General features: G+C 43.9%; 11 protein-coding genes. 10 read left to right on the forward strand and 1 reads right to left on the reverse strand.

Annotated elements, in window-relative coordinates; all coding sequences use genetic code 11:
* Positions 1-12 precede the first annotated feature (12 nt).
* The 4 genes from BV455_RS16085 to BV455_RS16100 all read left to right on the forward strand — a co-directional run bounded on the left by BV455_RS16085 (position 13) and on the right by BV455_RS16100 (position 4,961).
* On the forward strand, positions 13-171 hold the full coding sequence (locus BV455_RS16085; protein WP_017436722.1) for a hypothetical protein: 159 nt from the start codon (positions 13-15) through the stop codon (positions 169-171).
* 14 nt (positions 172-185) lie between these two features.
* Positions 186-746 (forward strand): glycerol-3-phosphate responsive antiterminator, encoded by a 561-nt coding sequence (locus BV455_RS16090; RefSeq protein ID WP_042411535.1) that lies wholly within the window; start codon positions 186-188, stop codon positions 744-746.
* Between the two features lie 228 nt (positions 747-974).
* Positions 975-2,627, forward strand: a complete 1,653-nt coding sequence (locus tag BV455_RS16095; protein WP_218687393.1) for a glycerol-3-phosphate dehydrogenase/oxidase — start codon at positions 975-977, stop codon at positions 2,625-2,627.
* A gap of 144 nt (positions 2,628-2,771) precedes the next feature.
* Complete coding sequence (locus BV455_RS16100) at positions 2,772-4,961, forward strand: alpha-galactosidase (RefSeq protein ID WP_218687394.1); 2,190 nt, start codon at positions 2,772-2,774, stop codon at positions 4,959-4,961.
* Positions 4,962-4,989: 28 nt separating this feature from the next.
* Here BV455_RS16100 and BV455_RS16105 read toward each other — a convergent pair whose 3' ends face one another.
* Entirely contained in the window at positions 4,990-5,772 is a 783-nt protein-coding gene (locus BV455_RS16105; protein WP_218687395.1) for an EcsC family protein, read from the reverse strand.
* Positions 5,773-6,278: 506 nt separating this feature from the next.
* Here BV455_RS16105 and BV455_RS16110 point away from each other — a divergent pair.
* From BV455_RS16110 to BV455_RS16135, 6 genes are all read left to right on the forward strand, one after another.
* A complete protein-coding gene (locus BV455_RS16110; protein ID WP_218687396.1) occupies positions 6,279-7,238 on the forward strand; it encodes an ArsR/SmtB family transcription factor in 960 nt (319 codons plus the stop codon).
* A gap of 57 nt (positions 7,239-7,295) precedes the next feature.
* Positions 7,296-8,570, forward strand: coding sequence for an ABC transporter substrate-binding protein (locus tag BV455_RS16115; RefSeq protein ID WP_245005287.1), 1,275 nt, complete (start codon positions 7,296-7,298; stop codon positions 8,568-8,570).
* A gap of 60 nt (positions 8,571-8,630) precedes the next feature.
* The gene (locus tag BV455_RS16120; protein WP_218687397.1) at positions 8,631-9,611 is read left to right on the forward strand and encodes a carbohydrate ABC transporter permease; all 981 of its coding nucleotides are present in this window, start codon (positions 8,631-8,633) and stop codon (positions 9,609-9,611) included.
* A gap of 5 nt (positions 9,612-9,616) precedes the next feature.
* Complete coding sequence (locus BV455_RS16125) at positions 9,617-10,450, forward strand: carbohydrate ABC transporter permease (protein ID WP_218687398.1); 834 nt, start codon at positions 9,617-9,619, stop codon at positions 10,448-10,450.
* Positions 10,451-10,627: 177 nt separating this feature from the next.
* Positions 10,628-11,572, forward strand: a complete 945-nt coding sequence (locus tag BV455_RS16130; protein ID WP_218687399.1) for a glycoside hydrolase family 43 protein — start codon at positions 10,628-10,630, stop codon at positions 11,570-11,572.
* Positions 11,573-11,726: 154 nt separating this feature from the next.
* A complete protein-coding gene (locus BV455_RS16135) occupies positions 11,727-13,499 on the forward strand; it encodes a glycoside hydrolase family 2 protein (RefSeq protein ID WP_218687400.1) in 1,773 nt (590 codons plus the stop codon).
* Positions 13,500-13,720: the final 221 nt, after the last annotated feature.

Consider the following 13,720-nt stretch of genomic DNA (forward strand, 5'->3'; position numbering starts at 1 on the left):
AGGAGAGAGACGATGGAACATCTTCATGAAGGAATGGTGATGCAGAAGAAGAATATTCAGTACGTGGTCGAAAAATTTCGCAAACGCGGCGTGAAAATCGCCACTTGCAAGCCTCGGGCTATGATGTCATTATCTTGTCTGGAAGAAATCGAGACAGGAAAGAATCGATAAAGGTGAGTGGCATGATGGACGTTCATTGCCAAAAAGTTATTCCGGCCATGAAAACAATGAAAGATTTTGAAAGATTTTTAGCCAGCTCCTATATGTACGGAGTGTTATTGGAAGTACATATTTCCCAATTAAAAAGCGTATTTCATTACGCCCGTCAGCACGAAAAAAAACTGATCGTTCATACCGATTTGATTCAAGGATTAAGCCATGACGAGCATGCGGCCGAATACTTATGCCAGGAGTTTCGTCCGTACGGGCTGATTTCCACCAGGGGAAATGTCATTATAAAGGCAAAGCAAAAAAAGGTGCTTGCGATTCAGCGTGTTTTTTTGCTTGATTCGCACGCGCTTGAAAAAAGCTACCAGTTGATTGAAAAAACGCAGCCCGACTGCATTGAAGTAATTCCAGGAGCAATGCCCCATATGATCAGCGAAGTGAAGGAACGGACGGGAAAGCCGATTTATGCCGGCGGGCTGATTCGCACTGTGGACGACGTCGAGCGCGCGCTCGGAGCGGGAGCGGTTGCGGTGACTACTTCCAATAAAGAGTTGTGGAAACATTATGAGAACTGTTAATGTTTTCCCGTTCTCCATAAGGGAAAGGACAAGCCATGCCAGCGGGAATGGTTCTTGCCTGAGAAACTTTCCGTATTTCACTAGCCAAACAAGCTGTTTTTCGCTATAATGAAAGTAAGTTAATAACCAGTCAGGAGACAAGGAGAGACCATGCATGCATGGTAGGCGGAAGCTTATCGTGTTTGCCATGGTCTCTTTTTGTCTTTTTGCAATAAAGGAGGAGTTTTCATGGCAACGACACGCTTTTCCAGCAAACAGAGGCACGAGCGTTTAGAAAAAATGAGCAAACAGCATTACGATGTTTTAGTGGTAGGCGGGGGAATTACCGGATGCGGCATTGCGCTAGATGCCGTTACGCGCGGTATGAAAACGGCACTGGTGGAAATGCAAGATTTTGCGGCGGGGACGTCGAGCCGTTCGACGAAGCTCGTTCACGGAGGGCTTCGTTATTTGAAGCAATTGGAAGTGAAAATGGTTGCCGAAGTCGGCAGGGAGCGAGCGATCGTCTATGAAAACGGGCCGCACGTGACGACACCGGAGTGGATGCTTTTGCCGATTCATAAAGGTGGAACGTTCGGCAAATGGAGCACATCACTCGGCCTGTGGGTGTACGACCATTTAGCCGGCGTGAAACGAAGCGAACGGCGCAAGATGTTAAGCGCCAAAGAGACGCTGCAAAAAGAGCCGCTATTGAAACGGGAAGGATTGCGTGGCGGCGGCTATTACGTCGAATACCGCACCGACGATGCCCGCTTGACGATCGAAGTGATCAAAAAGGCGGTGGAATTTGGGACCGATGCCGTCAACTATGCGAAAGTGGAACAATTTCTATACGATGAAAGCGGCAAAATCATTGGTGCCCGCTGCCGCGACCAGCTTAGCGGCCGCACCTATGAAATCCGTGCGAAAAAAGTGATCAATGCCGCCGGGCCGTGGGTCGACACGCTGCGCGAAAAAGACCATTCGAAAACGGGAAAACGATTGCAGCTGACAAAAGGAGTTCATATCGTCATCGACCAAAAACGGTTTCCGTTAAAGCAAGCGATTTATTTTGATACACCGGACGGCCGCATGGTATTCGCGATTCCGCGCGACGGGAAAACGTATGTCGGCACGACGGATACGTTTTACAATGAAGATATTGCCAATCCGACGATGACAGAAGAAGACCGTGACTATTTATTGCGCGCGATTCACTATATGTTCCCGTCCGTCCACATCACTGCAGCTGATGTGGAATCAAGCTGGGCGGGGGTCCGACCGCTCATCTATGAAGAAGGGAAAGATCCGTCGGAAATTTCCCGTAAGGATGAAATTTGGCAATCGCCGACAGGATTAATTACGATCGCCGGCGGCAAACTAACCGGTTACCGGAAAATGGCGGAAACGGTCGTCGACTTAGTGGCAAAACTATTGGCGAAAGAAGAAGGAAGAACGTTCCGCCCATGCCAAACGAAACATTTGCCAATCTCCGGCGGGGATGTCGGCGGCTCGCAGCAGTTGCCGGCCTTTATCGCGACAAAAGCAGAAGAAGCGGTGCGATACGGGTTTACGAAAGAAGAGGGAGAACGTTTAGCGAAAATATACGGCACCAATGTCGATCAATTATTCGAACTAAGCAAACAATACGATGCTTCCTGCGGCCTTTCCCGCGAGCAGTTCGTCCGCCTTTTATACGCCATTGATTACGAAATGGCGGCAAAGCCGATTGACTACTTTATCCGCCGCACCGGCGCGCTCTTGTTTGACATCGCTTCTGTCCGCCGTCAGAAAGACCGCGTTATCGCCTTTATGGCCGATTATTTGCAATGGACGGAGGAACAAAGGGAGGCTTATACAAAGGAACTGGAAAAGGCGCTAAAGGAAGCGGTGCTGGCGTAAGTGTAATCATGTGCCATCATGGCGCCCGCTCATCTGGGCGCTTTTTTTTGACAAAACAGGTTATTTTATACTTAAATTTTACTTAAAATTAGGTAAAAACATAGCAAGTACTTGCTGCTGACTAGTATCAATAGGGGGATGAGGATGGGGATTACATATGATCCAAACATGAAAATGTTCCATCTGCAAGCAAACGATATGAGTTACATGATGCAGCTTGTCGTCCGCGGCTATTTGGCCCACTTTTATTGGGGAAAAAGAATTCGAAAGGCGAATGGCTCGCGAAAACTGCGGTTTCTCAACCGGCCGTTCTCTCCTAATCCCGATCCATTCGACCGCGCGTTTTCTTTAGATACGCTGCCGCAAGAATATCCGGCATATGGCAATACGGATTTTCGCGCACCGGCGTATCAAGTGCAATTGGAAAATGGGTCAACGATCTCGGATTTGCGCTACAAAACGCATCGCATTTATAAAGGAAAGCCGAAGTTAGAAGGGCTGCCGGCTACTTATGTGGAAAACGAAAATGAGGCGGAAACGTTAGAAATCGTATTGGAAGACCGTGTGATCGGACTAAACGTTACACTGCTTTATACGGTATATGAGCGGTGGAATGTGATAACGCGTTCTGCCCGCTTTGAAAACCACGGTGCGGAACAGATCAAGCTGTTGCGGGCGTTAAGCATGAATGTAGATTTCCCACATGCTGACTATGAGTGGCTGCATCTCCCGGGAGCGTGGGCGCGGGAGCGAGCGGTGGAAAGGCGGCCGCTTGTCATCGGCATACAGTCGGTAGAAAGCCGCCGCGGCGCCAGCAGCCACCAGCAAAATCCATTTATCGCCCTGCTGAGAAAACATGCCAATGAAGATGTGGGGGAAGTATACGGCTTTAGCCTTGTTTACAGCGGCAATTTCCTCGCCCAAGTCGAAGTCGACCAATTCCAGACGACGCGTGTATCCATGGGAATCAATCCATTTGATTTTACGTGGCTGTTAGAACCGGGCGGGTCGTTCCAGACGCCGGAAGTGGTGATGGTGTATTCGGATAAAGGATTAAACGGAATGTCGCAAACTTATCACCAGCTGTACCGCACCCGCTTAGCGCGCGGAGCGTTCCGCGACCGCGAACGTCCGATTCTCATTAATAACTGGGAAGCGACGTATTTTCATTTTAATGAAGAAAAAATTTTGCACCTTGCGAAAACAGCGGCGGAATTAGGAATTGAGCTATTTGTGCTCGATGACGGTTGGTTTGGCAAACGCGATAATGATCGCAGTTCATTAGGAGATTGGTTCGTCAATAAACAGAAGCTGCCAAATGGGCTAGAAGGGCTGGCAAAAAGCATTAACCAAATGGGCATGCAGTTTGGTCTATGGGTGGAACCGGAAATGGTTTCCGTCGACAGCGAGCTGTATCGGAAGCACCCGGACTGGTGTCTTCATGTGCCAAACCGCCCGCGTTCGGAAGGGAGAAATCAGCTTGTATTAGACTATTCCCGCAAAGAAGTATGCGACTATATCATTCAAGTGATTTCCGACGTGCTAGCAAGCACGCCGATTTCCTATGTAAAATGGGATATGAACCGTCATATGACGGAGATCGGTTCTGCCGCCTTGCCGCCGGAACGGCAGCGCGAAACGGCTCACCGCTACATGTTGGGGTTGTACCGCGTCATGGAAGAAATAACGTCCCGTTTTCCACATGTTCTGTTTGAGAGCTGCTCGGGTGGCGGAGGCCGGTTTGACCCGGGCATGCTGTACTACATGCCGCAAACGTGGACGAGTGACAATACGGACGCGGTTTCCCGCTTAAAAATCCAATATGGCACCAGCCTTGTTTACCCAATCAGCGCGATGGGCGCGCACGTGTCGGCGGTGCCGAACCACCAAGTTCACCGCATTACATCGTTGGAAATGCGCGGCCATGTGGCGATGTCGGGAAACTTTGGCTATGAACTCGATTTAACAAAACTAAGTGAGGAAGAAAAACAAAAAGTAAAAGAACAAGTGGCATTTTACAAAGAAATCCGCCGTCTTGTCCAATTCGGAACGTTTTACCGGATACTCAGCCCGTTTGAAGGCAATGAGGCGGCATGGATGTTCGTATCCGAGGACCGATCAGAAGCATTGGTCGCCTATTTCCGCGTGCTGGCGGAAGCGAATGCGCCGCTGTCGTTCATACGGTTAAAAGGACTGGATCCAAATAAAGATTACGAAATCATTGGCAGCGGCGAAGTGTATGGCGGCGATGAACTGATGTATGCAGGGTTAAATGTGCCGCAGCGCCGCGGAGACTTCATTAGCGTCATTTGGCGGTTAAAAGCAGCTCATTAAGGAAAAAAGACCGGTGTCTAGCATGCGGCTAGGCACCGGCTTCTAGTTGGGAGAGCTTTTCCAAAATGCGCCGCTTCCGATAGAGCATTTTTCCCGTTTCGGCAATGTCCTCGATAAACGCTTTGTTAAACATGGCACCAAAAACAATACCAACGATCGGGACGAATTGAAACAGCTTTTTCCAGCCGTATTGATCGCGAAACGTCATCATGACTTCGCGCCAGCCTTGAAGCTGAGAAAAGACTTGCTGGTGATGGTTGGAAAACGATGTGAGCTGATCGAGAATCGCCTTTTTGCCGACAATATCGGAGGAGGCGAATTGCAAACATTTCACAATAAAAATTCGCTCTTTTTTCTCCTTCGGATTGTAACCATAGACGATGGCGATTTCCTGCAGCGTTTTTAACGCAAGGCCGAGAAGGGCAGGAATATCGATCGCCAGCGTCAACGCGCCGCCGACGCCTGTCGTTGCTCCTTGAATTTGAGCAAACGTCACACGCGCGTCAATCAGCTCATCACAAATGCGGTCCATGGTCGCAAGCGGCAACTGCGCCACTTGTTCTAACGATGGGACGCCAAGCCTCTCCAGTATCTTTTCTTCTTTCACTAAATATTGCCCGCCGCTTTGAATATAGCTGCCAAGCTCATCAAGCAGCTGCCCGACTTTTTTATGTACAAAGTTTGGCGTAAGCTTATCGAGCACTTTAAACGGCAGCCGGCCGAGCTTTTCCCAAAACCATAAGTCTTTTTGGTCTTGTTCCCAATGTTCAATCTTTTTCAACTCTTCCCGCAGTTGCTGTCTAATGTCCATCTCTTCGAGTGCCTCCATATTTTTTTCTAATTTATAGGATATATCCATTTTGGTTAATTATACGTTTTTTACAGTAAGTTTGTTTCGGTAATAACTTAGCAAAAAATAGTTTTTGAGTGGATCAGTCGGTTTGCATGATGCTTTTTAGCAAGACGTTGTATTCCTGAATGCGTTTTTGATCTTACAAAAAGCCATCGGGTATTAGTAAAATTACATTTAAATACATTTAAATAAAAACAAAAAAACCGCTAATTTATTCAAAAAAAGTTGTTTCAATCGGTAGACATGTTTTTATGATGAAAACGAAAACAATTTGTTGAAATGCTTGAAATTATTCATAAATTACGCCAATAGATAGTAATAATAAAAACAAGAAATCACTAATCATTTAAAAAAAGTTGTTTTAATGGGTAGACATGTTTTTTTGAATTTGTTATTATGAAAGCGGAAACAATTAACCAAAAATACTCAAAAGTCTTTAAATTATTTCCGGGTGAGTGAATGTTATGTCAAAACTTCTAGTAGATCAGTCTAACGAGGAGGTTGTAACTCGAGTCCTAACGATAGATTTAGACAATTTTGTAGAGATTGCCAAGGCGTTGTCAACTGATTTGCGCGTCGCGATCTTTAAGAAATTGTTGGAACGTCCTATGAATGTAGTCGAGATTGCAGAAATGTTCAATATTCCACCTTCGACAGCTGCAGTGAATATCAAGAAGCTTGAAGATGCCAATTTAATTCGTACGGAGATGGTTCCGGGAACAAGGGGGACACAAAAGATATGTGCAGCTGTTTTTAGTCGAATTATTGTTGAAACTAATGCGGCAGAGCAAGCTAAGCATAATGATTTCATTGAGATTTCGATGCCGATTGGACACTTTTTTGATTTTCAAGTTTCCCCTACATGTGGAATTTTAAGCGATTCCAAAATAATTGGTGAACTGGATGACCCTAGTTCTTTTCTTGAACCCGAGCGAACGAATGCACAATTAATTTGGTTTCGGCACGGATTTGTTGAGTATCGTTTTCCTAATCGCTTGCCGCATGGAGCAAAGGTGAACAACCTTGAGTTATTAATGGAAATTTGTTCCGAGGCACCGTTGCATAATCCTAATTGGCCATCTGACATCACGCTCTGGATCAATGGAATCGAAGTTGGGACATGGACATGTCCCGGAGACTTTGGCGGAGAGCGCGGTGTGCTGACACCATCTTGGTGGAGTGAAGTAAATACACAGTTTGGGCTATTAAAAACATGGCGTGTTACCGATCAATGTTCCTTTATCGATGGCCGTCCTATTTCGGATGTAACATTGGATGACCTGTCCATTGATCAAGCACCTTTTATTACAGTAAGGATTGGTGTAAAACCGGATGCAGTAAACGACGGGGGAATTAATCTGTTTGGAAGGAAATTTGGAAATTATGAGACGGATCTTGTTATGCGTCTTGGTTTTGTAAGGTAGCCTACTAGTTTTCTTTATATAGATAACTAGATGGGAATTATTTAAAGGGGGGTAAACATGATGGGTTTGTGGAAACGAGTAGGAGGAATTGCGGCAGCGACAATCTTGGGTACATCCTTAGTTTTGATGGGCTGTAGTTCAAAAACGTCAGAAAACACATCATCAACATCCTCAAGCGGCAAGCAAGAAATTACATTTTGGACACCGTTCTCCGGTGCGGATGGTCCATTTATGAAGAAAATTGTTGACGCTTACAACGAGCAATCCGATAAGTACAACGTAAAGTTCCAGATTATCCCAAGTGGGGAGTATTACAAGCAAGTGGATTTGGCATTAAGCACGGGCAAAAAACGCCCTGATCTCATGATTATGCACGTGGATCAAATCCCTACATACCAAAAGAAAGGGCAATTACAGCCTGTTGATGATATCGCAGCCAAAGCAGGCATCAAAAAAGAAGATTTCGTAGAAGCTCCAGTGAAGTATTCGACAATCGATGGGAAATGGTATGGTATTCCATTAGATATCCATCCATTGATTCTTTACTATAACAAAGACCTCTTTAAAGCGGCTGGCATCGATCATCCACCGACAAACCGTCAAGAGTTTATTGAGGCCGCGAAAAAGTTAACTGACAAATCCAAAGGGCAATGGGGATATGTAGTGCCGACGCTTTGGCCGCAACAGTTCATCTTCCCAACCATTGTAGGTCAGAACGGTGCTAAATTGGCGGACGAACAAGGAAAACCGCGATTCAATTCTCCTGAAGCTGTCGAGGCTCTGACATTCTTAAAAGATTTAATTTATAAATATAAAGTGTCTCCGAAAAAAGTAGCTCAAGATGGAGAGGTAACGTTATTTTTACAAGGGAAAAATGCTATGCAGTTAAACGGCCCGTGGATGAAGGATCAGTTTGATAAAGCGAAAATTAATTACGGTGTAGCTCCAGTGCCTCAACTTGGTACGAAGCAGCAAGCTGTACAAGCAGGTTCCCACAATTTCGTTATCCCGAAGGATGTGAAAGATCCAAAAGTTCTTGAAGGGATTGGCGATTTCTTAAAATATGTAGCGGCCCACTCCATCGACTGGGCGCAATCCGGCCAGGCGGTAGCGTCCAAGCAAGTTCTTGCAAGTGATGCATTCAAGCAATTGACAAAGCAACAAACGATTGTAGCAAAAGAGTTCGATTATGCGCAATTCAACCCGCCTGTCATCAACTGGGGAGCTATGACTACTGATCTTTATAAGGAAATTAATCTTGTCCTTCTTGGTCAAAAAGATCCGCAAAAAGCGTTGGATGAAGCTCAAGAAAAGGCATTGCAAGTGAAATAGCACATTCAATCAGGCAGGTGGCATCACCTGCCTGATTAAATAAGATAGGGTGGTGAGCTCATGGAAAAGAACCTGAAACCCCAGTCGGCATCAAATTTGCCTATGGAAATATTGCCGGCTAGTGCTATAAATACAAGAACAGAACGGGCGAAAACGAAATGGAAATCGAAGTTGACATCCAGTTTGTTTATTCTCCCGTACTTAATCTGTTTTGTTGCCTTTCTAGTGTATCCTCTTGTTTATGGAATTATCATGAGTTTTCAAGATTACGAGTTGCTTTCGTCCGAGCATAAATTCGTGGGTTTACAAAATTATATTGATATCTTCACCGCTGGAAACTACATGCATACTAGTTTCTTTCAGGGGTTGCTTGCAACTATTAAGTTCGTCATCTATTCTGTTCCTTTATTAGTTGTTGTCGGTTTGGCGTTAGCGCTATTGGTGAATGCGCTTCCCCCTAAAGTCCGCGGGGTCTTTCGCACTATCTTTTTTACCCCTTATGCTATTTCGGCATCTGTTATGGCTGTTATCTTCATACGTGTTTTTGATACGAATGCAGGACTTTTAAATATCATATTAAGCAAGCTGCATCTCCCGTCTCAGATTGGTTGGCTGACGGATCTTCCTTGGGCTTGGATTGCTCTTATTGGAGCGACTCTTTGGTGGACGATCGGATTTAATATGCTGATCTTTATCAATGCTCTGAATGAAGTATCCGAGGAAATGTACGAAGCGGCTAAAATCGATGGGGCAAACGCATGGCAAAGGCTTATTTATATCACATTGCCTTCGATTCGGAGAATTATGGTTTTTATCGTTATTACGTCAACTATTGCATCATTTAATATTTATGCGCAACCTTTCTTAATGACTCGCGGGGGTCCTGGCTCCGAAACAACCGTGCTATTAATGAACGTATTTGATGTGGCCTTCGGTCAGCATAAGATGGGGGCAGCTTCAGCGATGGCCTTGTTGATGGCGCTAATGATTATAGCGATTTCGATCGTTCAATTCCGTCTGACAAACAACAAGGAGGGTTGATTCATATGAAAAAGCGTGTAAGACCGGCTATTCTCATCCTCATTGCGATCGCTTTGGCGGTTATTTTCATAACACCGCTATTATGGATGGTTTCGATATCATTTAAGGACGATGTAGAAGCTATATTGCCGAACTTAAACATTATTCCGGATAATCCGACGATAGCGAACTATGTCAATGTATTAACAGGGGGTGACTTGAACGTTCCGATCCTTCGATGGATATTCAACTCTTTATTTGTCGGAGTCGTCACAACTGTATTGGTCGTAATGATCGACGCATTGGCTGCGTACGGGCTAGCGCGTTTGGATATCCCGTTTAAGAAGGTGATATTTTCCATGATTGTCAGTACGATGATGATTCCAAATATCGTTTGGTTTTTGCCACTTTATGCGGAGTTTAGTGCCTTGCAATTGACTGATACGTATTGGGCCTTGATTTTGCCTTATACATCGGGTGCGTTTGGAGTGTTCCTGCTTTATCAATTTTTCGTATCTTTCCCGAAAGAAATTGAAGAAGCCGCTTATCTGGATGGCGCCAACAAATTTCAGATTTTTTATAGGATTTTGCTGCCGTCTGCTAAACCGGCGTTATGGACGCTTGCTATTTTAACCTTTATGGGTGTGTTCAATGATTTTGTATGGCCGTTATATGCGACTAGCTCTGATGAGATGAGAACATTGACAGCAGGGATTGCGATCATGACGCAAGGAAGCTATGTAAACACGCCGAATAAAATGATGGCTCTATCGACGATTGCAACGATTCCGGTTCTGTTAGTTTTTCTCATCGGTCAAAAATCATTTGTTAAAGCTGTTACCCAAGTGGGAATTAAATAATGAAGGAGAGCTCGATGATAACACAGTTGCGAACCGAATATCCAAAGCCTCAATTTATACGAAAATATTGGATCAACCTCAATGGAACTAATCAACGAATTGCTTGCTTATAATCGTGAATCGGTTTGTGTAAATTTCATTCGTTGTCCATTGGAGCTTGCGGATAGGAGGTATGGTATGGAAAAAGGGTTTCGAACAATAAGAAGAGTAAAAACGGATGAAATTCATATAAGGGACCCATTTGTCTTTCCTTATAAAAAAGAAAACAAATACTACTTGTTTGGTACTACATTTGCTGATGGATGCGGGGACAAGGATCCTATTTTCGAGGTGTATGTAAGTGAAAACTTGGATGATTGGGAAGGGCCGTACGTCGCCTTTAACCCTCCGAAGGGGTTTTGGGGGGTAAGGCATTACTGGGCGCCTGAAGTTTTTGAAATAGATGGACGTTTTTACATGTTTGCGACGTTCAAAGGCGGGATTGGGGAACATCGCGGGACAGGGATTTTAGTGTCCGATCATCCGGCGGGTCCATACAAGCCTCATAGCGAAGGTCCTGTTACTCCAAAACATTGGGAATGCTTAGATGGAACGTTTTATGAGGACCGCAACGGACAAAGATGGATCGTATTTTGCCATGAATGGACACAAGAGTACGATGGGAAAATTAAAGCAATTCGTTTAACCGAAGACCTAAAGGAATCGTACGGAGAGGTTATCGAGATTTTAAAGGCATCGTCCATGAAGTGGATTCGCCCCTTTCGTGATCCGCGTATTGAGAAAGAAGGGTTTCTGACGGATGCCCCATTTATGTACGAGGCGAAGAATGGAGAATTAATCATGCTTTGGTCAAGTTATTCTAAACCAAATTACGGCGATGCAGGCTATGGCGGGTATGCGGTAGCGGTAGCCAGATCGAAGAGCGGCAATATGGATGGCCCATGGACACATGATGAAACGTTGTTGTTGGATCGAAACGCAGGGCATGCGAGTTTGTTTAGAGACTTTCAGGGGCAATTGTATATATCCGTGCATTCCCCAGATACCCCTCATGGGAATGAAAGAGCGCTGTTTATAAAAGTGCAGGAAAGGGAGAATGGTTTGGAAATAGTGGATCACTAATGATGGCCTAACTATGAAAGATGGATAGGAAAGCAGAAAATCGTTTTTTGTCCCACACTAGGATGTGGGATGTACATAGAGATTAAGCATGAATTTATTGTTTTTTCATTCTTTAATCAGAAATAGAAATAGAAATAGAATAGGAGAGAGAAAAATGACGATTCCACGTCCAGAATATCCACGCCCACAATTTGTAAGAACCGATTGGATGAATTTAAATGGTGAATGGAAGTTTGAGTTTGATGATGAGAATAAAGGGATAGCAGAAAAGTGGTATGAAAAGCATGAATATAGTCAAACGATTAATGTTCCGTTCTGTTATCAGAGCGAGTTAAGCGGAATCGGTATTACAGATTTTCATGATATTGTATGGTATAAACGGAAGTTTTTATTGCCAGAAGAATGGAAAAATAAACGCCTTCTTTTACATTTTGGAGCTGTTGATTATCGTGCTTCCGTATGGATCAATGGGCAATTTGTATGTTCTCATGAAGGGGGCCATACTCCATTTCATGCTGAAATTACGCATGTTGTCAAAGATGGGGAAAATGAAATTGTTGTACGGGCCGAAGACTATTCAAAAGAACTGGATCAACCACGCGGAAAACAATATTGGAAAGAAAAATCCGAATCCATTTTTTATACAAGAACGACTGGTATTTGGCAAACCGTCTGGATTGAAGCGGTAGCTACAACATATCTTGAGAAAGTGAAAATGACCCCTAATATTGATACAGATGAAATCTTGATTGAATATGTTGTAAATAATGTGAAAAGAAATCAGCAGTTAGAAATTGAAATTTCATTTGATGGACAATTAGTCGCAAAAGATATTGTCCATCTCACGGAACGGAAAGGAAGACGCCAAATTTATTTACACGATTTTAATGTTCATGATTCTGGAAGGCTGTGGAGTCCGGAACATCCAAATTTATATGATGTCGTTTTCACGATTAAAGAAAATGGCTGTGTTCTAGACCGTGTTGAAAGTTATTTTGGTATGAGAAAAATTTCTGTGGAAAACGGCATTATTATGCTCAACAACCGTCCATACTACATGAAGCTTGTTTTAGATCAAGGCTATTTTCCAAAAGGTATTTTAACCCCTCCATCTGATGAAGACATTAAAAGGGATATTCAATTAACAAAAGAAATGGGTTTTAACGGTGTAAGAAAACATCAAAAGATCGAAGACCCACGTTATTTATATTGGGCAGATAAACTCGGGCTGCTTGTTTGGGGAGAAATGGCCAACAGCTATATATATACGGAAGATGCTATAAGACGTATAGCAAGCGAGTGGCAAGAAGCAATTGAACGCGACTATAACCACCCTTCGATCGTTGTTTGGGTGCCAATCAATGAAAGTTGGGGGGTGCCGCGTCTTCTTGCAGATAAACGTCAACAGGCCCATGCGCTAAGCCTTTACTACTTAACAAAATCATTAGACTCTACAAGACTTGTTATCTCAAACGATGGTTGGGAGCATACAAAATCGGATATCTGTACCATTCATGATTACGAACCAGATAAAGAAACACTAAAAGAACGTTACCGCACAATTGAAAATATTTTACGTTCACAACCTGGTCACCGATTCATCTATGTACCGGGATATGAGTATCATAATGAGCCTATTTTAGTAACAGAGTTTGGCGGTATCGCTTATAAGAAGAGCCATTGGGACGGATGGGGATATTCTGGTGCTGAAAATGATGAGGATTTTGCCGAGCGTTATTATAAAGTCGTTTCTGCAATTCTCGAATCACCACTTGTGCAAGGTTTCTGCTATACACAATTAACGGATGTAGAGCAGGAAATTAACGGTTTGCTAACCTATGACCGCCAGCCTAAAATCAATCCTAATATTATTCGCGCAATTAATGAAGGAAAAGACTATAAGCGGATTCCATGCGAGGTTAAGTAAAATCCTGTTGTTTCCATTAGCGGGGGGAGCTCACAGCGTCCCCCCGCTGTTTTAAAACAGGATGGATCTATCACACTGGTGATACGGAACTTCCTATTGATCAATCTATTTTCGTATCTAAAGATAGATAAGCAATTTATTACACCGAGAACGAAAAGAATAGTTTCAATTTTCATTGATCTTTAATAAAATTTTTACTAAAATATTTACTGTAAAGATGC

Origin of the sequence: Parageobacillus caldoxylosilyticus, from assembly GCF_019272935.1 — a bacterium.
GTDB classification, from domain to species: domain Bacteria; phylum Bacillota; class Bacilli; order Bacillales; family Anoxybacillaceae; genus Saccharococcus; species Saccharococcus caldoxylosilyticus.